The 23,972-nt window shown below is 70.0% G+C and carries 22 protein-coding genes; 15 read left to right on the forward strand and 7 right to left on the reverse strand.

The window, feature by feature from the left end; all coding sequences use genetic code 11:
- Positions 1-50: 50 nt before the first annotated feature.
- From ABC271_RS01790 to ABC271_RS01805, 4 genes are all read left to right on the forward strand, one after another.
- Positions 51-380, forward strand: coding sequence for a PadR family transcriptional regulator (locus tag ABC271_RS01790; RefSeq protein WP_412923206.1), 330 nt, complete (start codon positions 51-53; stop codon positions 378-380).
- Between the two features lies 1 nt (position 381).
- Complete coding sequence (locus tag ABC271_RS01795) at positions 382-741, forward strand: DUF1048 domain-containing protein (protein WP_412923207.1); 360 nt, start codon at positions 382-384, stop codon at positions 739-741.
- A gap of 92 nt (positions 742-833) precedes the next feature.
- A complete protein-coding gene (locus ABC271_RS01800; protein WP_412923208.1) occupies positions 834-1,622 on the forward strand; it encodes an ABC transporter ATP-binding protein in 789 nt (262 codons plus the stop codon).
- The gene (locus ABC271_RS01805; protein ID WP_412923209.1) at positions 1,619-2,380 is read left to right on the forward strand and encodes an ABC transporter permease; all 762 of its coding nucleotides are present in this window, start codon (positions 1,619-1,621) and stop codon (positions 2,378-2,380) included. Before ABC271_RS01800 ends, ABC271_RS01805 begins: the two co-directional genes overlap by 4 nt.
- A gap of 7 nt (positions 2,381-2,387) precedes the next feature.
- On the opposite strand, the gene ABC271_RS01810 is transcribed toward ABC271_RS01805, so the two are convergent.
- Both ABC271_RS01810 and ABC271_RS01815 read right to left on the reverse strand, forming a co-directional pair.
- Positions 2,388-2,753 carry a PLDc N-terminal domain-containing protein gene (locus ABC271_RS01810; RefSeq protein ID WP_412923210.1) on the reverse strand — a complete coding sequence of 122 codons (366 nt, stop codon included), beginning with the start codon at positions 2,751-2,753 and terminating at the stop codon, positions 2,388-2,390.
- Between the two features lie 214 nt (positions 2,754-2,967).
- Positions 2,968-5,058 carry an APC family permease gene (locus tag ABC271_RS01815; protein WP_412923211.1) on the reverse strand — a complete coding sequence of 697 codons (2,091 nt, stop codon included), beginning with the start codon at positions 5,056-5,058 and terminating at the stop codon, positions 2,968-2,970.
- Positions 5,059-5,190: 132 nt separating this feature from the next.
- On the opposite strand from ABC271_RS01815, the gene ABC271_RS01820 reads away from it, so the two are divergent.
- The 8 genes from ABC271_RS01820 (at position 5,191) to ABC271_RS01855 (ending at position 14,668) form a co-directional block, all read left to right on the forward strand.
- On the forward strand, positions 5,191-6,273 hold the full coding sequence (locus ABC271_RS01820; protein WP_412923212.1) for a VanZ family protein: 1,083 nt from the start codon (positions 5,191-5,193) through the stop codon (positions 6,271-6,273).
- 225 nt (positions 6,274-6,498) lie between these two features.
- Positions 6,499-7,821 (forward strand): extracellular solute-binding protein, encoded by a 1,323-nt coding sequence (locus tag ABC271_RS01825; protein WP_412923213.1) that lies wholly within the window; start codon positions 6,499-6,501, stop codon positions 7,819-7,821.
- 149 nt (positions 7,822-7,970) lie between these two features.
- Entirely contained in the window at positions 7,971-8,825 is an 855-nt protein-coding gene (locus ABC271_RS01830) for a carbohydrate ABC transporter permease (protein ID WP_412923214.1), read from the forward strand.
- Positions 8,822-9,658: a carbohydrate ABC transporter permease gene (locus ABC271_RS01835; RefSeq protein ID WP_412923215.1), complete on the forward strand. Its 837-nt coding sequence runs from the start codon at positions 8,822-8,824 to the stop codon at positions 9,656-9,658. The genes ABC271_RS01830 and ABC271_RS01835 overlap by 4 nt, the downstream gene beginning before the upstream one ends.
- A gap of 31 nt (positions 9,659-9,689) precedes the next feature.
- Entirely contained in the window at positions 9,690-11,072 is a 1,383-nt protein-coding gene (locus ABC271_RS01840) for a NosD domain-containing protein (RefSeq protein ID WP_412923216.1), read from the forward strand.
- Between the two features lie 11 nt (positions 11,073-11,083).
- On the forward strand, positions 11,084-12,130 hold the full coding sequence (locus tag ABC271_RS01845) for a LacI family DNA-binding transcriptional regulator (protein WP_412923217.1): 1,047 nt from the start codon (positions 11,084-11,086) through the stop codon (positions 12,128-12,130).
- 46 nt (positions 12,131-12,176) lie between these two features.
- On the forward strand, positions 12,177-13,409 hold the full coding sequence (locus ABC271_RS01850) for a glycoside hydrolase family 32 protein (RefSeq protein WP_412923218.1): 1,233 nt from the start codon (positions 12,177-12,179) through the stop codon (positions 13,407-13,409).
- A gap of 23 nt (positions 13,410-13,432) precedes the next feature.
- On the forward strand, positions 13,433-14,668 hold the full coding sequence (locus ABC271_RS01855; protein WP_412923219.1) for a wax ester/triacylglycerol synthase domain-containing protein: 1,236 nt from the start codon (positions 13,433-13,435) through the stop codon (positions 14,666-14,668).
- Positions 14,669-14,823: 155 nt separating this feature from the next.
- Here ABC271_RS01855 and ypfJ read toward each other — a convergent pair whose 3' ends face one another.
- From ypfJ to ABC271_RS01870, 3 genes are read right to left on the reverse strand one after another with little or no spacing between them, the layout of a single operon-like run.
- On the reverse strand, positions 14,824-15,699 hold the full coding sequence (gene ypfJ / locus ABC271_RS01860; protein WP_412923220.1) for a KPN_02809 family neutral zinc metallopeptidase: 876 nt from the start codon (positions 15,697-15,699) through the stop codon (positions 14,824-14,826).
- A gap of 55 nt (positions 15,700-15,754) precedes the next feature.
- Positions 15,755-16,258: a hypothetical protein gene (locus tag ABC271_RS01865; RefSeq protein ID WP_412923221.1), complete on the reverse strand. Its 504-nt coding sequence runs from the start codon at positions 16,256-16,258 to the stop codon at positions 15,755-15,757.
- A gap of 46 nt (positions 16,259-16,304) precedes the next feature.
- The gene (locus tag ABC271_RS01870; RefSeq protein WP_412923222.1) at positions 16,305-17,519 is read right to left on the reverse strand and encodes an amidohydrolase; all 1,215 of its coding nucleotides are present in this window, start codon (positions 17,517-17,519) and stop codon (positions 16,305-16,307) included.
- A 391-nt stretch (positions 17,520-17,910) separates the two neighbouring features.
- Between ABC271_RS01870 and ABC271_RS01875 the strand changes: the two genes are divergently transcribed.
- The gene (locus tag ABC271_RS01875) at positions 17,911-19,104 is read left to right on the forward strand and encodes an NAD(P)/FAD-dependent oxidoreductase (RefSeq protein WP_412923223.1); all 1,194 of its coding nucleotides are present in this window, start codon (positions 17,911-17,913) and stop codon (positions 19,102-19,104) included.
- 63 nt (positions 19,105-19,167) lie between these two features.
- Positions 19,168-20,388 (forward strand): DUF4190 domain-containing protein, encoded by a 1,221-nt coding sequence (locus ABC271_RS01880; protein ID WP_412923224.1) that lies wholly within the window; start codon positions 19,168-19,170, stop codon positions 20,386-20,388.
- A gap of 14 nt (positions 20,389-20,402) precedes the next feature.
- On the opposite strand, the gene ABC271_RS01885 is transcribed toward ABC271_RS01880, so the two are convergent.
- Both ABC271_RS01885 and ABC271_RS01890 read right to left on the reverse strand, forming a co-directional pair.
- Positions 20,403-21,401 (reverse strand): LacI family DNA-binding transcriptional regulator, encoded by a 999-nt coding sequence (locus ABC271_RS01885; protein WP_412926088.1) that lies wholly within the window; start codon positions 21,399-21,401, stop codon positions 20,403-20,405.
- 27 nt (positions 21,402-21,428) lie between these two features.
- Positions 21,429-23,108 carry a glycoside hydrolase family 13 protein gene (locus tag ABC271_RS01890; RefSeq protein WP_412923226.1) on the reverse strand — a complete coding sequence of 560 codons (1,680 nt, stop codon included), beginning with the start codon at positions 23,106-23,108 and terminating at the stop codon, positions 21,429-21,431.
- 165 nt (positions 23,109-23,273) lie between these two features.
- Here ABC271_RS01890 and ABC271_RS01895 point away from each other — a divergent pair, with 165 nt between their 5' ends.
- On the forward strand, positions 23,274-23,798 hold the full coding sequence (locus tag ABC271_RS01895; RefSeq protein WP_412923227.1) for an adenine phosphoribosyltransferase: 525 nt from the start codon (positions 23,274-23,276) through the stop codon (positions 23,796-23,798).
- Positions 23,799-23,972: the final 174 nt, after the last annotated feature.

The following is a 23,972-nucleotide window of genomic DNA, read 5'->3' on the forward strand; positions in this document are numbered from 1 at the left end:
CCGGTAGTCAGTGTTACTTTGTAGTGGTAGTCAATGTTGAGGAGTAGCGAATGGGCAGACAAGACACCGAGATGCTCAAGGGGGTGCTCGAGGGCGTCGTCCTCGCCGTGCTGGCGCGCCGGCCGGCGTACGGGTACGAGATCACCGCCGACCTCCGCGACCGGGGCTTCGCCGACCTCGCCGAAGGCACGGTCTACGCGATCCTCGTCCGCATCGAGCAGCGGGGTCTCGTCGACGTCGAGAAGGTGGCATCCGAAAAGGGGCCGCCCCGCAAGGTCTTCACCCTCAACGACACCGGACGAGCGCAGCTCGCCGAATTCTGGACCACCTGGAGTCTTCTCGCCGACCGGCTCGAGCAGCTCCGCAACGAAGGGAACTGACATGGCCTGGTACGAGAAGATCATCGGCGACCTGAGCGCCAAGAAGCAGTGGCGCGAGTACCGGCGTCGCCTCGACGCCCTCCCCGCGCCCTACCGGCAGGCGGGCCGAGCGCTCGAGCGGTACGTGCTCAACCTCGGGCCGACGGATGACAGCGACGCCCTCATCCGCATGGTGACCGATCTCGCCGACCTGCTGGAGCAGGCCGCCGCGGCCGGCACCCCCATCCGCGATCTGACCGGCGAGCAGCCGGCGGCCTTCGCCGAGGAGTTCATGGCGAACTACGGCGACGGCAGCTGGATCGGACGCGAGCGCGCCCGCCTCGCCCGCGCGATCGACGAGGCGGCCCGCACCCAGGGCTGACCCGACTTTTCGCACGCGTCCTCCGGAACCGGCTGGCCGGAGGCGATGGCCTCGTGCGCCCTCCGGCCGGTACCCCACGAGAGGAACAACACATGTCCATCATCGATACCGGTCCCGCGATCCGCGTGCGCGACCTCCGGAAGTCCTATGGCGACGTCGCCGTGCTCCACGGCGTCGATCTCGACGTCGAGCGCGGCACGATCGTCGCGCTGCTCGGCTCCAACGGTGCCGGGAAGACCACCGTCGTCCGCATCCTGTCGACCCTGCTCCGCGCCGACGGCGGGACGGCGGTCGTCGACGGAGCAGACGTCGCGACCCAGGCCGCGCGGGTGCGGGCCTCGATCAGCCTCACCGGGCAGTTCGCCGCCGTCGACGAGGTCCTGACCGGTCGTGACAACCTCACGCTCATCGCGCGTCTACGCCACCTCCCCGACCCCGCCGGCGCGGCGGACGAGCTGCTCGCGCGGTTCTCGCTCACGGATGCCGCACGCCGGGCGGCATCCACGTACTCCGGCGGCATGCGCCGACGCCTCGACATCGCGATGAGCCTCGTCGGGCAGCCGGCGGTGGTCTTCCTCGACGAGCCGACGACGGGGCTCGACCCGGAGGGACGTTTGGAGGTGTGGGATGCCGTGCGCTCCCTCGCCGCATCCGGCACCACCGTGCTGCTCACGACGCAGTACCTCGACGAAGCGGAGAACCTCGCCGACCGCATCGCGATCCTGCACGGCGGACGCATCATCGCCGAGGGGACTCTCGCCGAGCTGCGGGCGCTGTTCCCGCCCACCACCGTCGAGTACGTCCAGAAGCAGCCCACCCTCGAGGAGATCTTCCTCGCCATCGTCGGCTCCGCCGGCCCGCTCGACAAGGAGGAGTCATGACCACGCACGCCCTGTCCGACACCGCAGCCCTTACCGGCCGCTCCCTGCGGCACATCCTCCGCAGCCCCGACACCATCGTGACCACGGCGATCATGCCGGTCGCGATCATGCTGCTGTTCGTCTTCGTCCTGGGCGGCGCCGTCGACACGGGCGGCACCGCGTACGTGGACTTCCTGCTCCCCGGCATCCTTCTCATCACCGTGGCATCCGGCATCGCCTACACCGCGTACCGCGTCTTCCTCGACGTGCGCGGGGGCATCGTCGACCGACTCCGCTCCCTGCCGATCGCCCCGGCGAGCGTCCTGTGGGGACACGTCCTTACGTCGCTGCTGGCGAACGCGGTGTCTCTCGCTCTCGTCGTCGGGGTGGCGTTGCTCGTCGGCTTCCGGTCGGGGGCTTCGGTCGGGGCGTGGCTGGCGGTCGTCGGCATCCTGATGGCGTACACGCTCGCGCTGACGTGGGTCGCGGTGGTCGCCGGCCTCGCGGCGAAGACCATCGACGGTGCCAGCGCCTTCAGCTACCCGCTGATCTTCCTGCCGTTCGTCAGCTCGGCGTTCGCGCCCACCGACACCATGCCGGGCCCGGTGCGCTGGTTCGCCGAGAACCAGCCCGTGACCTCGCTCGTGGATGCCATCCGCGCGCTGCTCGCGCAGCAGGCCGTCGGCGCGAGCGTGTGGGTCGCGCTGGCGTGGTGCGCCGGGATTCTCGCCGTCGCGTGGATCGTCGCGGTCGCCCTGTTCCGGCGGTCGGGGCGCTGAGGCCGGGTTACGCGGGTGCGTCGCCCTCGAGGCGGCGGCGGCGCACCTGCTCCTCGAGGTCGGCGAGGTACATCTCCCGCTCGAGGTCGGCGATCTGCTGCTCGGTCGTCCGTGCGTCGGAGGCGCGCGGTGCCGGAGCCGGCTCGGCATCCCTCTGCCAGCGCCGCGGGTCGCCGAAGCTCATCGGCTCGCCCCGCTGCTCCCACTCCCGGCCGATCGTGAACCACAGGATCGAGCCGATCAGCGGGAGCAGCACGATGAAGAACACCCACGCGAACTTCGGCAGGTGTCTGACCTGGTCGTCGCGGCGGGTGATGGCATCGATCAGCGCGAACACCATGACGGCCAGAGTGAGCACGGCGAGGATCGGCATGGCATCCACCCTGTCGCAGGTGCTCCGCACAGGGCAAGGCTCGGTGCCGCGGCCCCTCCCGAAACGCCGAGACTTCATCGCGCCGACAAGTCCCTTGCAGTCTGCAAGGGAGACGTCAGCGCGATGAAGTCTCGCGGGAAACGTGGAGCCCGGGGGCAGACGCGGCCCGGGGGCAGACGCCGCCCGCGGCATGGCCGGCGGCGCCCGGACGGGATCAGGATGCCGAGGTCCGCGAGCCCTTGTTCCGGTGCGCGGGCACCTCGGCGACGGGCTGACCACCGCGCTGCTGGCCAGGGAGCGGGCGGGAGCGGCGGCCGTAAATGACCTCGGACGAGTCCAGCAGCCACGGAACCAGGGTGATCGAGACGCCGTGCACGAGCATGAGCTGCTGCGCGAGGCGGCGGGACCGCCGGTTGTGGAGGATCGACTCCCACCAGTGGCCGACGATGAACTGCGGCAGGTACACCGTCACCACCGCGGAGCCGTGCTTCTCGCGGTAGCTCTTGATGAACGTCGTGACCGGCGAGGTGTAGGTGCGGTACGGCGACTCGATGATGACGAGCGGGATGGGCATGTCGTGCGCCGCCCATTCCTTCTGGAGGCTCGTGGCATCCTCCTCCGAGATCGCCACGTGCACCGCGAGCGTCTTGTCGTGCTTGGCGGCGAGGGCGTAGTCGATCGCCTTCATGACCGGCTTCTGCAGGCGGTTCACGAGGATGATCGCCACGTCGCCCGACGAGCCGAAGTGGACGGTGTCGTCCATGCGGATCTCGTGCTCGACGTCGCGGTAGTAGCGGTTCACGCCGAGCATGAGCGTCGCGAGGATGGGGATCGCGATGAAGACGAGCCACGCGCCGTGCGTGAACTTCGTGATCGTGACGATGACCAGCACGAGCACGGTGAGCGAGGCGCCGACCGAGTTGATCCACAGGCCCGTGATCGCCGAGCGTCGTTCGTACCGCGCGCTCTGCTGGCGTGCCGCCTCGGGTGGGAGCGCACGAAGACCCGCCAGCGCCCGCCGCCAGTGGCGGACCATGCCGATCTGTCCGAGCGAGAACGAGACGAACACGCCGATGATGTACAGCTGGATCAGCGTCGTGAGGTTCGCCTGGTAGACGATCAGCACGCCGATCGCCACGATGCCGAGCACCACCATGCCGTTCGAGTACACGAGGCGGTCGCCGCGGGTGTTGAGGGCCTTGGGGGCGTAGCCGTCACGGGCCAGTACGGCGCCCAGCAGGGGGAAGCCGTTGAACGCGGTGTTGGCAGCGAGCAGCAGCACGCACGCGGTGGCGGCCTGGATGATGAAGAACGGGATGCTGCCCATTCCGAACGTCGCGGCGGCCACCTGCGCCATGAGGCTCGGCTGCGGGTTGTTCGCGCAGTCGAAGCCGATGAGGTTGCAGGGGTTCTCGGCGTAGTGGACGCCGGCGAGCAGGGCGAGCAGGGTGAGACCGACGAACAGCGCGATCGCGATGCCGCCCATGAGGGTCAGCGTCGTCTGGGCGTTGCGGATCTTGGGCTTGCGGAACGCGGGGACGCCGTTGGACACGGCCTCCACGCCGGTGAGGGCCGAGCATCCGCTCGAGAACGCACGCAGCACGAGCAGGATCAGCGCGGCCTGCGTCAACGATTCGGCGCGGACCGCGTACTCGGCACTGGATGCCACCGGCACGTCGCCCAGGAGCGCGCGGCCGAGGCCCGCGACGATCATGATGCCCACCGACCCGATGAACAGGTACGTCGGGATGGCGAAGACCGACGACGCCTCACGGACGCCGCGCAGGTTGACGATGACGATGAGGATGACGAACCCGACGGCGATCTCGACCCGGAACGGGTTCAACCCCGGCAGGGCCGAGATGATGTTGTCGACCCCGGATGCCACCGACACGGCGACCGTGAGCACGTAGTCGACCAGCAGCGCGGCGGCGACCACGACGCCCGGGACCTCGCCGAGGTTCTTGCTCGCGACCTCGTAGTCGCCACCCCCCGAGGGGTAGGCCTTGATGAGCTGACGGTAGCTGAGGACCACGACGACCAGCAGCACCACGACCGCCGCCGCGACCCAGGGGCTGAGCGTCAGCAGGGCCGTTCCGCCGATGAGCAGGATCATCAGCAGCTCCTGTGGCGCGTAGGCCACGGAGGAGAGTGCGTCGGAGGCGAAGATGGGGAGTGCCATCTTCTTGGGGAGGAGCTGCTCGTCGAGTTTTTCCGACGTGAGCGGCTCCCCGATAAGGATGCGCTTGGCCATCGGCGTCTGTTCGCCGGGCTCGCGACTTTCGTCAGTCACGGCGCGCGACATTACGCGCACTACGGGCCGTATGCAATCTGACTCACGGGTCGTTCACCGGGTGGTAGTCCACCGGCGAGACAGAATACGACCGATAACGGAGTGAACTCGGTGAGGCCGGTCTGTATTCCCTAGGATCTGCGGGTGCACAACATCGTCGGCTCCGGGCTGCTTGCGGTCCTCCTCGGCGGTGTGGTCGCGGTCCTCGCGTTCGTGCCGTTCGTCGCTCTCAGCTACTGGCGACGGGGCGGTCTGTCGTTCGGGCGCAGCGTGCTCTGGGCAGGCGCAGCTGTCTATTTCTGGGCGATCTGGACGTACACGCTCGTCCCCCCGCCCGACGGCGATGCCTACCGCTGTGCGGGGACGAACCTCCGGCCGTTCGAGTTCGTCGACGAGATCCGCGAGGCCGTCGCGGTTTCGGGCCGATACCTCACCGATCCGGTCGTGCTGCAGGTCGCGCTGAATGTGCTGCTCTTCGTGCCGCTCGGGTTCTTCCTGCGCGTGCTGGGCGGTCGCGGCATCCTGGTCGCCGGTCTCGTCGGACTGGCCGTGAGCGGGGTGATCGAGACGACGCAGCTCACCGGGGTGTGGGGCGTCTTCCCGTGCGCGTACCGGGTGTTCGACGTCGACGACCTCATCACCAACACGTCGGGGGCGCTCCTCGGGTCGCTCGTGGCGTTCGCGGTGCCGAGGGAGTACCGCGGGGCGGACAAGACCCCGGATGCCGACCTCCCCCGTCCCGTCACGCGCGGGCGTCGCCTGCTCGGCATCCTGTGCGACGTGCTCGGCGTCGGTCTGCTCCAGTCGGGTGTCGCGGTGGTGCTGCAGGCGGTGCTGGTGCTGCTGTTCGAGGATCCGGGCCGCACCGGAGACGTCGCGTCCGCGGCGGGGGCGGCGGTCGCGGCGGTCGTGTGGCTCCTGGTGATCCTCGTCACCGGACGTTCCGTCGGCGATCTCGCGACGCGCGTGCGCTACACCAATGGAGTGCTGCCCGCGTGGCTCGCGCGGGTCCTCCGGTTCGTCACCGGTGCGGCCGCGTACTCGGTGCTCGAGAGCCTGCCCGCGCCGTGGTCCATCGCGTCCGTGGTGCTGCTGATCGCGACGGTGGTGCTGCTGTTCGTGTGGAAGGACGGCCGCGGCCTCACCGGCTGGATCGGCCGGCGGCGGCTCGTCGACGACCGCGCGGGCGTGGTGAGCCCGACGGTGGACGGGGTCTCTCGGCGCTGACCGGACGAGGGTCACCGGGCGCAGACGGGGCAGGAGCGCCAGGCGAGCCGAATGCTTTTGGCTCGCGCCATCTGCCGATTCCCAGCGCCAAAGTCTTTGGCCCTTTCGCGCACTTGACGCGTGCGCTGAGGGGCGGTTAGCGTCATGCCAAGACGATTTGCCAAAACGTATTGGCGGACCGTCCCACCCTCACTTTTCCCAATCACTCACGAAGGAGTCGAAGTGATGAAGCTTCGCACGCAGCAGCGCACCGGACGTGTCCGGCGCGCGTTGGGGCCGATCGCCGTCGTGGCGGCGGCCGCCGTCGTCCTCACCGGATGCGGTGCCGGAGGCGGCACCGGAGCCGCCGAGGGCGACTCGACGCTCACCGTCGTCGTGGAAGGGGGCGGCAAGGCCGAGCTGCAGCCGATCGCCGACCTCTACAAGAAGGAGAAGGGCACCGACGTCACGCTCGTCGAGTTGCCGTACGACGGTCTCTACGACCGCATCCAGTCCGAGCTGCAGGCCGGGACGCCCTCCTTCGACGTTGCCGCGCTGGATGCCATCTGGCTTCCCGCTTTCGCCCCGGGTCTGGCATCCCTCGACGACCTCTTCACCGACGAGGTCAAGAGCGACCTGTTCGACGGCCTCGTCGGCGAGTCGCAGGTCGAGGGGAAGCACGTCGGCATGCCGGTGTGGACGAACTCCGAGATCCTCTTCTATCGCACCGATCTTTTCGACGACGCCACGAACAAGGCCGACTTCCAGGCGAAGTACGGTTACCCGCTCGCCGCTCCCACGACGTGGGAGCAATACCGCGACGTCGCCGAGTTCTTCACGCGGGACACCGACGGCGACGGCACCGTCGATCTCTACGGCACCGATGTGAAGGGTGCGGTCGAGACCGAGTGGCTCGCGACCGTCTCGCAGGCCGGAGAGTCTCAGATGATCCTCGACCCGTCCACCGGCGACGTGACCATCGATGACGCGGAGCACAAGGCGGCGCTCGATTTCTACGTCAGTCTGCTCCCCTACGCGCCGTCCGGCGCCGCTCAGCTCGACTGGGCCGGTTCGCAGAACCTCTTCTACCAGGGCAAGCTCGCGATGATGCGCTTCTGGGGTCACGCGTACCGCCAGACCCCGGCCGATTCCCTGATCAAGGATTCGATCGGCGTCGCGCCGATGATCGGCGGCCCCGGAGGAGTGGCCGGCGTCCCCGGCGCCTGGTACCTGTCGGTTCCTGCCACGGGTGCCAAGCAGGATGCCGCGAAGGACTTCATCGCCTTCGCCTACGAGCACAACGACTTGGCTGCCGACACGTCTCTGGGTCTCGTCGCCCGCAAGAGCGCCTTCGAGTCGAAGGCCGACGTCGCCGGATTCGAGAACTACGCCGCTCTCGTTCAGACGCTCGAGGCGCCAGGTTCCCGTCCCCGCCCGGCGACCGGGGAATGGCAGGAGATCGTCGACTCCGTGCTCGTACCGATGCTCCAGAAGGCTGTCGAGCCGGGAGCCGACACCGCGAGGCTCCTCGGCGACGCGAAGACCCAGATTCAGTCGATCGTCAACTGACGATCCCCACCGGAAAGTACCTCGTGGAGACCATCGCTCCTCCCGCCCGCGATGGGGCGGCCCCGGCCGCCCCATCGCGGGACGTGCCGCCGCCCCCGCGTCGGCGCCACAGCAAGGATGCCGGAGACCGCCGCTTCGCCTTGGCCCTCATGGCTCCAGCAGCGCTCTTCCTCACCGTGTTCGTGCTGTGGCCGCTCGTCCGCTTCGTCTATGACAGCTTCTTCGAGATCTCACCGTTCGCAGGGGCAGGGCGCACGTTCGTCGGTCTCGCCAACTACGCGGCCGCCTTCGGATCCGATACGTTCCAGTCGGCGTCGGTGCGCACGGTGGTCTACACGGTCGTGGTAGTGGGGGCGGAGTTCGTCCTGGGCCTCGCCGTCGCGCTGCTGTTCACGGCGCTGGGCCGGCGATCAGCGGTGTTCCGCACGATCTTCATGTACCCGCTGATGATCGCCCCCGTCGTGGCGGGGCTCCTCTGGCGCTTCCTGCTCATCGACAACTTCGGCATCGTCAACGAACTGCTCACCCGTGCCGGCATCCTGTCCGATCCGGGCCAGATCGCCTGGTTGAGCGATCCCCGCATCGCGCTGTTCTCGGTGGCGGTGCCCGACATCTGGTTGACGACGTCGTTCATCACGCTCGTCCTGTTCGCGGGTCTCCAGAACATCCCGGGCGACGTGATCGAGGCGGCCCGGATCGACGGAGCGCGGTACCCCCGCATCCTGTTCAGCATCATCCTTCCGCTGCTGCGGCCGGTGATCGCCGTGGCGCTGATCGTGCGCGGCATCGACGCGGCCCGGGCGTTCGACATCATCCTCATCCAGACCGACGGTGGGCCGCAGAACAGCACCACCACCCTCAGTCTGCTGATCTACCGCACGATGACGCGCTTTGGTGACCCGGGACTGGCGAGCGCGATGGGCACGGTCTACCTCGTGGCCATGCTCACCGTCGCGATCGCGGCCGTCCTGCTCATCTGGCGTCCCGGAGGTACCGCGCGATGAATCCCCTCGAAACGGTCGGCCGGAGCCGCGTGGTGCTGTGGGCGCTGCTCGCCGTCGCCGTCGTCCTGTACGGCTTCCCGTTCCTCTATCTCCTCCTGACGTCGTTCAAGACCCCGTTGGATGCCATCGCGGTCCCGCCCACGGTCCTCCCCGGCGTCTGGACGCTCGAGAACTACGTCTCGGCGCTCTCCCGCGCGGGGGTCCCGGCCGCGCTCATCAACAGCGTCGTGACCGCGGTGATCTCGACCGCGCTGTCGCTCGTGCTCGCCGTCCCCGCCGCGTACGCGATCACGCGGTTCCGTACGCCGAGCGGTCGCGTGTTCATCCTCGCCGCCCTGGTGACGCGCATGGTGCCCACGATCGCCGTCGGCGCCCCGCTCATCGAGGTGATGCGGTCGCTGGGCCTCACCGACACGTCGTTCGGACTCGCCCTCGCGCACACGACGATCTCGCTGCCCCTGTCGATCTGGCTCATGGCCAGCTTCTTCGAGGCGGTGCCCGACGAGCTGGGCGAAGCGGCCGAGGTCGACGGGTGCTCGCGCCTGCAGGCGATGGTGCGGGTCGTCCTGCCCGTGGTCTCGGGAGGGCTGGCGGTCACGGCGATCTTCGCCTTCCTCGCCTCGTGGAACGAGTTCCTCTTCGCGCTGCTGCTCACCTCCGTCCGCGCACAGACGACCCCCGTCGTCATCGCGAACTTCCAGACCCAGTTCGGTCTCGACTGGGGCGGCATGACCGCCCTCGCGACGGTCTACTCGATCCCCGTCATCCTGCTCACGCTGTTCCTCCAGCGGCACATCGTCGCCGGGCTCACGCTGGGCGCCGTCAAGGGCTGACATGGCGCCCGCAGAAAGGGAGAACCTTCCGATGCCTCCGCACAACAACCGCTACGACGTGACCGAATGGCCCTCCGGTGACGCCGCGCAGGACATCGGCGCGGTCATCAACGACATCATCCGTGACGTGAAGGAGCGTCAGAGCGTCAGCGACGTCGAGGACGGCGGTCGTCCCGGGGCCGTCATCCGAATCCCGCCGGGCGACTACCGGTTGCGCACCCAGGTCGTGATCGACGTCAGTTTCCTGCGCATCGAGGGCGCCGGGCACGGCTTCACCTCGTCCAGCATCCGGTTCAACGTCCCCGAGGCCGAGTGGCCCGGTCTGCACGAACTGTGGCCCGGCGGCAGCCGCGTCATGGTCGACCTCGACGACCCGCGCCCCGGGGACGAGGCGTCCGGAGCCGCGTTCCTCGTGGCGCGCACGGGCAGCCCGCGGATCAGCTCGGTGGAGTTCAGCGGGTTCTGCATCGACGGCCTGCACTTCACCGCACCAGGCCCTGACGACAACGTCGAGAACTCGTACGTCAATGGCAAGACCGGGATCTTCGTCCAGGATGCCAACGACTCGTTCCGGGTGAACGGCATGGGCTTCGTCTACCTCGAGAACGCCCTCACGATCTACAACGCCGATGCGCTGTCGATCCACGACAACTTCATCGCGGAGTGCGGGAGCTGCGTCGAGCTACGCGGCTGGGGGCAGGCGTCGAAGATCACCGACAACCTCATCGGCGCGGGTTTCGCGGGGCACTCGATCTACGCGGAGAACCACGGCGGGCTGCTGATCACCGCGAACAACGTCTTCCCCCGCGGAGCCAGTAGCGTCTCGCTGCACGCGGTAACCCGATCGAGCGTGACGAACAACCGGCTGCATTCGTTCTACCCGGGCATGGTGGTCCTCGCCGCCGGGAGTTCCGAGAACCTCGTGGCATCCAATCACTTCTTGCGCGACCACGAGCCTTGGACACCGTTCCTCGGGGTCGAGGGGCGATACGACGACGCGTTCGGGCTCGTCCATATCGACGGCGACGGCAACTCGATCATCGGCAACCACTTCTCGGAGGTGGTCGCCATGTCGCGGGTGCGGCCAATGGGCGCACCGCCCGTGATCATCCGGGTCGCCGCCGGGCGCGGAAACCGGGTATCTGACAACCACGCCGTGGCCTCCGACGTCGACCCCGGCTCGCAGGACTCCGCGTTCGAGGCGCAGGTCGAGGCGCTGCTGTCGACCGCCGACGCGCGGCCACTCGAAATCGTCACGGTCCGCGTCGACCCGGCATCCACGGGGAATACCGTGCTCGACTCGGGAACCGAGGACGAGGTGGACGTCGACCTGGAGATGAACGCCGTGCGCTTCACTCCGGCCGTCCGGGCACCGCACGGCACCGCGCCGGGGCAGAAGATGGTACGAACGTGAGGGGGGCGACGATGACCGAGACGCGGCGGAGCGGTAAGACGGCGGGGATCCGTGATGTCGCCGCGCGCGCCGGGGTGTCGCAGACGACCGTCTCGCACGTGCTCAACGCCACCCCGCACACCCGTGTCAACGAAGAGACCGCTGCCCGTGTCCGCGCGGCGGCCGAGGAGCTCGGCTACCGCCCCAACCGCCTGGCGCGAGGCCTGCGCACCCAGGCGTCCGAGATGATCGGGCTCCTCACCGAGGAGATCGCGACGACTCCGCACGCCGGTCGCATCATCCTCGGCGCCCAGGAAGAGGCGAGTCGCCACAACCTGACGCTGGCGATCATCAACTCCGAGTTGAATCCCGAGCCGGAGGTTCCCCCGGTCCAGGTGCAGGCGTTCCTAGACCGGCAGGTCGACGGCATCATCTACGCCACCGTCTATCACGACGAGATCGTCGTGCCCGAGAACCTTTCTGCTCGTCCGGCCGTACTCATCGGTGCACGCGACAGCACTGGCATCCTGCCCGCCGTCCTCCCTGACGAGCGGGCCGGAGCGGTCGCCGTCGTCGAGATGCTGGCCGCGCGCGGACACCGTCGCATTGCTTTCGCGGCCAGCGCCGAGGACGTCCCGGCGACGCGCGGCCGCCTCCGTGGCTACCTCGACGCGATGGCCTCGGCGGGGCTGTCGACCGCGGGACTCGTCGTCGACGGGAGCTCGGACGCCCGCGGCGGGTATAGCGCCGCCAACGCGCTTCTGCACGCCGCACCCACCGCGCTCTTCTGCTACAACGACCGCATGGCAATGGGCGCCTACCGGGCCGCTGGTGAACGCGGCCTGTCGATTCCGGGTGATCTGTCGGTGGTCGGCTTCGACGACCAGGCTCCGATCCCTGAGAGCTTGTTCCCGCCGCTGACCACCGTCGCCCTGCCGCACTACGAGATGGGGGCGTGGGCAGTAAACGCGCTGTATGCGGTCATCGACGGATCGGACGGGCGCGCGGCATCCCTTCCGCCGACTCTGCTGCCATGCCCCCTGGTCGAGCGCGAGTCGGTTGCGGCTCCCCGCGCCTGACCTCCCGCCACCCCTCCCCTCGGGGACCCTGTCTTGAGGACCCTCCATGCGCCCTTCACTGCACTTCACCGCCCGCTCGGGCTGGATCAACGACCCCCACGGGATCACGTGGCGGGACGGCAAGTACCACGCCTTCTTCCAGTACGTCCCCGACCGGGTCGAGTGGGCCCCGAGCTGCCACTGGGGGCACGCGAGCGGGCCCGACCTGCTCTCGCTGACCGAGTGCGCGGTCGTGCTCGCGCCCAACGACGGCGATGACGGGATCTGGACCGGATGCCTCGTGGTCGACGGCGAGGACGTCCGCATCTTCTACACCGCTATCACCGAGCCTGACTTCGGCATCGGCCGCGTGCGCGTCGCGACGCCGGAGGGCGGCCTCGACGGACCGTGGGTGAAGGGCGACGTGGTCGTTACGGCGCCGCCCGACCTCGACCTCATCGCGTTCCGCGATCCGTTCATCCGGCGCGACATCGACGGCTGGCGCATGTTCGTCGGTGCGGCGGGCCGAGACGGGACGGCCATGGCCCTGTCGTGGACCTCTCCCGACCTGCGGGGGTGGGAGTACCGGGGGATCGTGCTCGAACGCTCCACCCAGGTGACCGAGCCGGTGTGGATGGGTGCGCTGTGGGAGTGCCCGCAATTCGTCACCCTCGACGGCCGCGACGTGATGATCTCGTCGGTGTGGGACGCCGACGTGCTGCACTACGCGGGGTACGCCATCGGCGGGTTCGACGGCGATCGCTTCGACGCCGAAGCGTGGGGGCGCCTGACGTACGGCGACGGTCTATACGCGCCGTCGCTATTCCTCGATGCCGACGGGGAACCGTGCGTGCAGTTCTGGATCCGCGGGGTCGGCGATCACGCCGCCGGGTGGGAGGGAGCGCACAGCTTTCCGTATCGCCTCGGCCGCCGGGGAGCCCTCCTTACCGCCGAGCCGCATCCCGACGTGGCACGTCACCGCGGTGCACTCGCCGCCGACGGGCGGGTGACGGGGCTCGCGGCCGACATCGAGTGGGCGGCTCCTGCGGGTCGCCTGACTGTGTCGTCGGGCGGAGAGGAACTTTTCGTCGTCGAGAGGGACGCGACAGAAGCCACGGTGCACGTGGGTGCGAGGGAGTGGGACATCCCGGTCGGCGAGGGGGTGCGGATCATCCTCGACGGGCAGGTCCTGGAGTTGTCGTCCTCTGCCGGGGTGTTCAGTGCCGTCCTCTCCCCGGCGGCCGACGACCTGTCCGTCGACGTGAGCGAGGGCCACCTGCGGGTGTATCCGCTGGGCTGAGTCGGCCCGCTACCGTTGACGCCATGGGAGAGCCCCTCTCGGCCGACGACGCGCGCATCCTCGCGCTCGAATCGGATGCGGTGCGCGGACACGCGCTCAAGCTGCTGCTTCTGGAGCCCGGCGCGGTGCTCGATCTGGATGCCGTCCGCGCGAGCGTCCTGTCCCGCCTGGGCGCGTTCCCGCGGGCGCGGCAGCGGGTCGTGGGCTCTTCGCCGGAGTGGGAGGACGCGGAACCGGAGATCGCGGCCCACGTGCGGCGGTTCCCCGCTGCCGATCCGGCAGAACTCCGCGCGGTGGTGGGGCAGCTCATGTCCGAACCGCTCGACCGGTCGCGGCCGTTGTGGACGCTCGACCTCATCGGACCGCTGGCCGACGGTCGCGAGGCCCTCGCGATCCGCCTCCACCACGCGATGGCCGACGGGATCACGGCCGTGCGGTTCCTCGACGCCGTGGTGTTCGAGCCGCACGACGCTCCGGCGCATGCCGTCGGCATCCGGGATCCCGACGCGCGACCGTCGCGCTGGCGGGAGTGGGAACGGATGCCGCTGACTCTGGCTCGCGAACTCGGCCACCCCGGTGGGCGGTCGCCGTTCGACCGCCCGCTCACGGCGCGGCGGGCGCTCGCTTTCGCGGACGTGCCGCTCGCGGAGGCGCACGCGGTCGGGGCATCGCGTTCCGCGCACGCGACCGTGAACGACGTGCTCCTCGCCGTCGTGGGAGGCGCGGTCCGTCGGGTGCTCGAGCGCCGCGGCCACGTGCCGCACCTGAACGTCCAGGTTCCCGTGAGCCTTCACGAGGCGGGGGAGGATGCCACGACAGCCGGCAACCGCGACTCGTTCGTCGACATCGACCTCTGCCTGGCGGAGACCGATGATCTGCGCCGCGTCGATCTGCTCAGCGCCCAGACCCGCGAACGCAAGCGCGATCGCGACGCCCGGTCGCTCGACGAGCTGTTCCGCGCGGTCGGGCCGATGGGGAACGTGCTGCGCGGCCTCGCCGATGGTCCGCGCGCCTTCGCGCTGTCGGTCTCGAACGTGCCGGGGCCGCGGGTTCCCGTCGCCGTGTCGGGGCGACGCGTGACCCACGTCTACACGTCGTCCGAGCCCGCGCCCCACCACGCGCTGCGGGTCGCGGCGATCTCGAACGACCGCTGGCTCGGCGTGGGCTTCTGCGTCGACCCTGTCGCCGTTCCCGACGTGGAGGCGTTCGCCGATGCCGCGCACGACGCGTGGGAGGCGCTGCGCGGGGGAGCCGGCTGACGTCGCGCGCCCTCCGCTCAGCGCTGTCCCAACTGCCGTGACGGGGTGACCTCGTCCCACATATTGCCGTTTCGGCCGTCCTGCAGCGGCGATATGTGAGACATGCACCGCCAGAAGTGGGACGCGGCTCAGGGGGGAGAACGTCGGCGCAGGACCTACAGACTCCCCGCCGGCACCGCGAATGTGTCGCAGGCGTTCACGCCGCCGGCCCGACCCTCCTCGAACCACCGTTGTCGCTGCTCGCTCGACCCGTGGGTCCAGCTCTCTGGGTTGACGACTCCGCCCGACTCGGCCTGGATGTGGTCGTCACCCACGGATGCCGCTGCCGCCAGGGCGTCCGAGATCTGCTGCGTCGTAGGCGGCTCGAGGTAGGGCGTCCCGTTCTCGTCTCGTTGGTCGCCGGCGTCGGCCACCCAGGCGCCCGCGAAGCAGTCGGCCTGCAGCTCGGTGCGGACGCCGTTGCTCGCGGGTCCCGTGCCGTCGTTCGGGTGCTGCTCCATGACGCCGATGAGGTTCTGCACGTGGTGCCCGTACTCGTGGGCGAGGACGTACAGCTGGGCGAGCGGACCCGCGGTCGTATCGAACTGCTCGCGCAGCAGCGCGAAGAACGTCGGGTCGACGTACACGGTCTCTTCGGGCGGGCAGTAGAACGGACCGGTCGCGTTCGAGGCCGTGCCGCACTGCGTCGACGTGGAGCCGTCCACGATGATCAGCTGCGGCTCGCGGTACCCCTCGAGGGTGTTGCCCCAGAACTGGTCGATGTTCAGCGACGCGGCCGCGAGGCGGCAGTCGTCGTTGCGGTTGGCATCCTGCCCGGTCTCGCAGTTCGCGATGCGCTCGCCGCCGGTCTGGGGCGCGGCGGGTTCGCCACCGCCGCCGATGAGCCCCGTGAGGTCGGTGCCGGTGAACATCGAGATCAGCAGCACGACGATTGCGCCGAGCCCGACGGCCCCACCGCCGACGGCGGCGACCGTGCCACCTCGGCGCTTCGCAGAGTTCCCGCCGACGCGGGCGTTGTCGTTGAACGTCACGTCCGCGACCGTAGCGCGCGGCGGGCGCGGCGGAAGGGGGCTTGAAACGCGGGCGTCAGCCGGTCGCGCCCATCGGGTGCGTCGCGATGTCGAACGTCGCGAACGGGAACGGGTACAGCAGCGAGTAGCTGCTCCAGTCGTCGACCCGGATCGTCATGATCGCCCCGTACCCCACGACGAACGTGACGAGTGTGAGCACCACGATCACCATGCGGGCATTGTTGATGATGCGCAGGGCGGCGTCGATGGTGTCGGCGCGACCCAGGATCCGCGTCAACGACATCACCACGATCAGGCCGATCGCGACGTACACGAGCGGGTTCGCGCTCAACGTCACCGAGCCGCACATCGGCGCGGTGTCGGTCGGTTGCCCGTCGGCGTCGAGGAACCCCCCGCTGCCGGTCACACCCCCCGAGCAGCTGCTCATCGAACCGCGCAGGAACACCGCGAGCATCGTCGCCGCCACGATCGCCCAGATCAGGAGCGACCGGATGCCGACGACCACCGCCGCACCCGGGAGCAGCGTGTTCTCGTCGGTCTCGTTCCGCGTGATGGTCATGATCGCCTCCCCAAAGGACCCTTCCACCCTCACACGGCGGCTCCGATCAGTCCAGGAACTCCCGCGCGGCGACGACGAGGTTCTCCACGCCGCGGTCGATCGTCGGCTGCATCACCGGTGCGAAGAACGGCGAGTGGTTGGTCGGGATGTCGCGCTCGACCGTGCCGCCGGCCACGGCATCCGCGTACGTCTGCGGATCCACGCCGCCCCAGAACCAGAACACGAGCGGGGCGCCCGACTCCCGCGCGAACCACGACACGTCCTCGCTGCCCGTAAACATGCCGGGGTCGACGACGCCGGCCTCGCCGAACGCCCGACGGAAGGCCGCGGTCAGGCGGGAGGTGGCATCCGGGTCGTTGATGGTGGGCGGCAGGGTGTGATCGGTCGTGATGGTGGGGGTCTGCTCGGCTCCGGATGCCTCGGCCTCGGCGCGGATGATCCGCTCGACCTTGCTCATCACCCGTGCCCGAGCGGCGTCGTCGGGGTAGCGGAGGCTCAACTCGAGCTTCGCCTCGGCGGGGATGATGTTGTTCTTCAGCCCCGCGTGGATCGAGCCGACCGTCACGACGGCGACGTCGCGCGGGTCGACCTCGCGCGAGACGACGGTCTGCAGCCGCATGACGGTCGCGGCGGCCATGACGACCGGATCGATCGTGGAGTGAGGGCGCGAGCCGTGCCCGCCGCGGCCGTGCAGCACGACCGTGAGGCCGTCCGACGCCGCCATCTGCGTGCCCGGTCGTACGCCGATCGTGCCGGCGGGGAGAGGGGTGACGTGCTGACCGAGCACGATGTCGGGGCGCGGGTACCGGTCGAGCACGCCATCGGCGATCATCGCCTGGGATCCTGCGCCGTACTCCTCGGCCGGCTGGAACACCGCGACGACGGTGCCCGACCACTCCGACGTGGTCGCGACGAGGCGTTCGAGCGCGCCGATGAGTGCGGTGACGTGCATGTCGTGCCCGCACGCGTGCATCACGGGCACGGCGTTGCCCGCCGGATCGGTGCCCCGCGCGGTGCTGGCGTAGGCCAGGCCCGTCTGTTCCTCGACCGGGAGGCCGTCCATGTCGGCGCGCAGCCACACGACGGGGCCGGGGCCGTTGTCGATCCGGGTCACGACGCCGGTGCGGCCGACGCCCTCCTCGACCTCGAGGCCCAGGTCGGCGAGGTGCCGCGCGATGACGCCCGTGGTCCGCGTCTCCTGGAACGACAGCTCGGGGTGCGCGTGCAGGTCGGTGTAGAGGCTTTCGAGGTCGACGCTCATGCTCCCGAGCCTATGCGGCGGGCACGTCGGAAAATCTACCGATCTCTATGGCCGATCTAGCGAATGCGCTAGAAAGCCACGACTGTCGCTGCACCCTGCGCTGGAGTGTGGAGTACTCGCGGCGGCTGTCCGCTTGCCCCGAGCTTTCGGGCGAGTGTCCAAGACACGCCGCGTGCGCCCGACGCCCTACGGCGCGTCTTGGACACTGAACCTCTCACGGGACGCTCGCGCGTGCGAGGTGCCGTTCGATGCGATTCAGTGTCCAGGACACGCAGACGAGAGCGCGTGGCATCCGTGTGTCTGGGACACCGAATGCCGTCGCCCGCTACCGGATGCCACGCCCCCTGTCCACCCGTCCCGGGTGCGGCGCGGCCGCGGCGAGGCTGGCGGCATGCCTACGACACACTTCGACTACCTCATCGTCGGCGGCGGAATGGTCGCCGACACCGCTGCGCGCGGCATCCGCGAGCTCGATGCCGACGGGTCGATCGGCATCCTGAGCGATGACATCGACGAGCCGTACACGCGCCCTGCCCTCAGCAAGAAGCTGTGGACCGACGACGAGTTCACGTGGGAGAAGGTGCCGCTGAACACCGCCGACGACACCGGCGCGGACATTCGTCTGCGTACTCCCGCAACCGCGATCCGTCCAGACGCGCATGAAGTGGATGCCGACGGCCAGACGTTCTCCTACGGCAAGCTCCTCGTCGCCACCGGCGGCCACCCCGTGCCCCTCCCGATCGAGGACGCGTCGAACGGCGAGCGCGCACTGACCTTCCGCACCGCCGCGGACTACCGGCGGCTGCGCGCGCTGGCGCACGACGTCGACCGTATCGCCGTGGTCGGCGGGGGATACATCGGCTCGGAGCTCGCGGCCGCCCTGGTGCAGAACGGCGTCGACACGGTCCTGATCCACACGGGCGCGGTGCTCGGCGACGCCGTGTTCCCGCCCGCGCTCGCGGAGCGGTTCGAGAAGCTGTTCCGCGACGCCGGGGTCGAGATCGTCGCCGGCTCGAAGGTCGAGGGCGGAGAGGTGGATGCCGACGGCGTGCGGCTCGCACTCGAGGGCGGTGACGAGGTGCGCGCCGACGCGGTCGTCAGCGGTCTCGGCATCGAGGTCGCGACCGATCTCGCCGAAGCCGCGGGACTCGCGGTGGACGACGGGATCGTCGTCGACGCGCAGCTGCGGGCGTCGGTCGACGACGTGTGGGCCGCCGGGGATGTGGCCAGCTACCCGGACCGGCTGCTCGGACGTCGCCGCGTCGAGCATGTCGACAACGCCAACGAGATGGGCCGGGCCGCGGGGCGCAACCTCGCCGGCGCCGGGGAGCCCTACACCCACACGCCGTACTACTACTCGGCGGTGTTCGGCATCCGGTACGAGGCCGTCGGCACGCTCGACTCCTCGCTCGAGACGGTCGAGGACTGGGTCGAGCCCGACCGCGGCGTCGTCTATTACCTCGACGACGATCGGGTCGTCGGTGTGCTGCTGTGGAACGTCGAGGACGCCCGGGATGCCGCCCGCGCGGTTCTCGCCGAGGCCGACACGCTCACGCGCGACGACCTGGTGGGCCGCATCCGCTGAGAGCCGGGCGATAGCCTGGTTCCGGCCACGTCACCCGTAGGGTGACGAGATCAGGGGGCATCCGTGGCGACCGCAGAACTGCGTCTTCTTCTTCCGCTCGATCAGGCGCGCGACGCCGTCGCGTCGACCCTGGTGGAGCAGGGGTTCACCGTGCAGCCGACGGCAAGCGGTTCGCTCGACGTCTCCCGCGGAAGCCTCGGCACCACGATCGTCGCAGGAGCCTTCGCGGGCCAGGACATGCACGTGCGATTCGACGTCCACCTGTCCGAGATCGAAGAGGGCACCCTGGCCGCCTTCGAGCACTCCACCGTCGGCGGGTTCTTCAAAGGCGGCGCCGTGGGTGCGGTCAAGGCGGGCGACGTCGTCCGCGAGGCCGCACACCTGTCCGGACTGCGGCTGGCGCAGCAGGGTCTGCTGGTCGGCGCCGTGCCCGACGGTGCCGTGCCCGACGGTGCCGTGCCCGACGGAGCCGTGCCCGATGGAGCCGTCCCCGCACCGACCGCCTCCGATGCGCCCGGGGGGCCGCTCCCCGGCGACACCGCCGCCTTCCCCCAGGGTCTCCCTGTTCCGCCCGCGGGCTCCGCGGCGATTCCTCCCGGTGTCCGCTACGGCGCACCGGCTCCGATCCCCGGCGCCGAGCAACGGACGAACACGGTCGCGATCGTCGCCCTCGTCCTCGGCTTCGTCTTCCCGATCGGCGGTATCGTCGCCGGTTCCGTCGCCCTCGCCCAAGTGAAGCGGACCGGCGAGAAGGGGCGCGGTCTCGCGATCGGCGGCATCGTCGTGGGGGCGGTCGTGATGGTGCTCACGGTCATGGCCGCCATCGGCTTCTTCCTCTTCTTCGCGCTGGGTGCGGCGACCTCGTCCAGCGCGGGCTCGCCGCCCGATCCGTTCGTTCCGCCCGGCGAGGAGTCCTCCGCCCAGCCGGACGAAACGTTTGCGCTCCCGGTGGGCTCGTGCCTCGACGACGTGGCCAGCGGCTTCATCACCGGTGACAACGTGCTCGACTGCGCCGAGCCCCACACGTACGAGGTGTTCTCCTCGTTCCTGCTCGACGACGGCGCCTTCCCCGGGGACGACGCGCTCCAGACCCAGGCGCTCGACCGGTGCGGTGCGGTGTTCGGCGACTTCGTCGGCATCCCGTATGCCGATTCGGCCCTCGACTACTCCTACGTCTCACCGACCGAGGACACCTGGGCGCAGGGCGACCGCGAAATCCTGTGTCTCATCTTCGACCCGGCCGCGGCGCAGACGACCGGATCGTTGGCGGCCTCGCAGCGCTGACGGGCCGAGAAGTATTACTCCGGCGGCCGCGCCGTCGACCCGCGCTCGAGCAGCGCGAACGGGAGGGTGCCGCGGCGGGTGGCCGGGTCCGCGCCGTCGAGCTCGGCGAGCACGGCTTCTGCCGCCTTCTCGCCCTGGCCGCGGGCGAACTGATCCACGGTCGTGAGGCCGAACCATCGGCCGAGGTCGTTGCCGTCGACGCCGATGATCGACACGTCCTCCGGCACCCGCAACCCCGCCTCGCGGGCGGCGAGCACCGCCCCGATCGCCATTTCGTCCGACGCGGCGAAGATCGCGGTCGGGCGCTCGTCGTCGCCGAGGAGCAGCCGCGCCGCGGCGGATCCGCCCTCGATCGTGAAGTCGCCGGCGGCGAAGGCCGGCGTCGCACCGGTGGCATCCATCTCCTCGACGAAGCCTCGACGCCGCAGAGCCGGGACGGATGACACGGCGTCGGTCGTCGCGTCGGCGCCGATGTGCGCGATGCGGCGATGCCCGAGGCCGAGGAGGTGCCGCGTGGCCAGACGCCCCACGGCGAGGTCGTCGACCGTGAGTGTCGTGAGCAGCGGGGTCGGCCCCGCGATCGCCACGACGGGGATGCCCAGGCCCCGCAGCAGCGTGGACTCCGCGGCATCCAACTCGAGGGCGATCGTGATGACCCCGTCGATGCGGCGGCGGCGGAGGTGGTCGTCGAACACCCGTCGGCGTTCCGCGCGCTCGCCGCTGACGCTGTACAGGGTGATGTCGTAGCCGCGGCGAACGAGCGCGTCCGAGATGCCGGCCAGTACCGTGCTGAAGAACCACCGGTCCAGGAACGGCACGACGACGCCGATCGCGCGCGTGCGTCCGGTCGCGAGGGCCGACGCGGGTGCCGAGACGACGTATCCCAGTTCGTCCGCGGCTCGTTGCACGCGCTGCCGTGTGGCGGGCGAGACGGCTCCGCGGCCGCTGAGGGCCCGCGAGACCGTGGCCGTCGACACGCCCGCCCGGCGGGCGACCTCGTCGATGCCGACCACGGTCTCGCGGATCCCGGATGCCACGGCTCAGGCCGCGGCGATCCAGACGGTCGTGTCGGTGGGGAGCGTGGCGCCGTCGAGCGGACCGCTCGCGACGAGGACGTCACCGGCGGGGAGGTCCACGGTGGAGTCGCCGAGGTTGGCGATCACGGTGATCTGTCCGTTGCGGAACGCCACGACGTCGTCGCCGTACCCCTCGAGCCACTCCAGGGTCCCCGCGCCGAGGCCCCGCGCGCGACGCTCGGCGAGCAGCGAACGGTAGAGCGACAGGGTGGATGCCGGGTCGTCACGCTGCGCGTCGCGAGCGAACTCCGCCCACTCCGCCGGTTGTGGCAACCAGGCGGCACCGGTGTCGTTGAAGCCGTAGGCGGGAGCGTCCGCGGTCCAGGGGATCGGGACGCGGCAGCCGTCGCGGCCGTAGCGCTCGCCGTTGGTGCGGAACCACGTCGGATCTTGGCGGGCGTCGTCGGGCAGGTCGATGACCTCGGGAAGGCCCAGCTCCTCGCCCTGGTACAGGTACGACGATCCGGGCAGTGCGAGCATCAGCGAGGTCGCGGCGCGGGCGCGGCGCAGGCCCTTCACCGGGTCGGGCTGGCCCGGGGACTTCGGTCCGATGCCCGCGCCCTGCGGGTTCTCGGCCGTCAGTGCGAGCCGCGACGCGTGACGCACGACGTCGTGGTTCGACAGCACCCAGGTGCTCGGCGCGCCGACGGCACCGTACTCGTCCAGCGACTCCTCGATCACGGCGCGGAGGGCCGTGGCATCCCAGGCTGTCTCGAGGTAGTGGAAGTTGAAGGCCTGGTGCATCTCGTCAGGGCGCACCCACAGCGCGGTCTGCGCGACGGTCGGCAGCCACGCCTCGGCGCACAGGGCGCGGTCGCCGTCGTACTCGGCGAGCACCTCGTGCCAGTCGCGCCACACCTCGTGGACGCCGGGCTGCCCCCAGTACGGCACCTCTTCGTCGTCGCCACCCATGGACCCGCCCTCGGGGTCGGGCGTGTAGTCCGGCAGGCCGTCGGCCTTGATGAGGCCGTGCGCGACGTCGACGCGGAATCCGTCGACCCCGCGGTCGAGCCAGAAGCGCAGGATGTCGCGGAACTCCGCGCGCACCTCGGGGTTGGTCCAGTCGAAGTCGGGCTGCGACTCGTCGAAGATGTGCAGGTACCACTGGCCGGGCTGCCCGTCGGCCTCGGTCACGCGCTTCCACATGCCGCCGCCGAAGACGGACTCCCAGTTGTTCGGGGGCAGCTCGCCGTTCTCGCCCTTGCCGTCGCGGAAGATGTACCGCGCGCGCTCGGGGCTGCCGGGCGCGGCCTTCAGCGCCTCCTGGAACCACACGTGCTGATCGCTGGAGTGGTTCGGCACGAGGTCGACGATCACCCGGATGCCACGCTCGTGCGCACCCGCGAGCATCGCGTCGAAGTCGGCGAGCGTGCCGAAGATCGGGTCGACGTCGCGGTAGTCGGCGACGTCATACCCCGCGTCCTTTTGCGGCGACCGCTGGAAGGGGCTGAGCCAGATGGCATCCACCCCCAGTTCGTGGAGGTCGTCGAGGTGCGCGGTGACGCCGGGCAGATCGCCCAGACCGTCGCCCGAGGCGTCCGCGAACGAGCGGGGGTAGATCTGGTAGATGACAGCGGTGCGCCACCACTCGGATCCGGGGGTGGACACGAGTTCGGGGCGCGGGTCCTCCTGCGTGAAAGTCATGCGTTCCACGTTAGTGCAAGCGCTTGCAGTGGGGCGAGTCCGGGGCGGCGTTCTCGCGGCGGCAGAACCATGTCCCACTCATTGCCACTTCGGCGCCCCGCATTCGGCCACCATCGGGACATGATTCGCCAGAAGTGGGACGAGGTCCGCGTCTAGGCTGGGGCGGTGCCCGACGCCTCCGCCCTCGCCCGTGCCGAATCGTTGATCGGCAGCATCCCCGACTACCCCGAGCCGGGGGTGACGTTCCGCGACATCACGCCCTTGCTGGCGGATGCCGAGGCCCTCCGCGCCACGATCGATGCGCTGCTCGAGCCCTTCGCCGGACGGTTCGACGTGGTCGCGGGCATCGAGGCGCGCGGATTCCTTCTCGCCGGCGCCGCCGCCGTCGCGGCGGGTGTCGGGCTCGTGCCCATCCGCAAGGCGGGCAAACTGCCCCGGCCGGCGGCGTCCGTCTCGTACGCGCTCGAGTACGGCACGGCCGAGATCGAGATGCACGACGACATCCCCGACGGCACGCGCGTGCTGCTGCTCGACGACGTGCTGGCCACGGGTGGCACGCTCGAGGCCGGCCGAGCCCTGGTCGCGCGCCTCGGCGGCGACGTCACCGGCACCGCGGTGCTGCTCGAGATCGACGTCCTGGGTGGCCGCGAGGTGCTCGGCGGCGACGTCCATACGGTCTTCCACGTCTGACGCCGCGCCGCGCTGTGCCGCGCCGTGCCGTGTCGAACTCCGGAGTTTCGGCATCCTGTGGCCGGTGTGACCGGCGTTCTGGCTGTGGGCGGCGGGTTTCTCCGGAGTTTGGCCCGGCCCGGAAACCTCGGGGCTCCTCGGCGCCGCGCCGGCCGACCGGCACGTTCTGCCCGG

Source organism: Microbacterium canaveralium, from assembly GCF_047238045.1.
Taxonomy (GTDB): Bacteria; Actinomycetota; Actinomycetes; order Actinomycetales; family Microbacteriaceae; genus Microbacterium.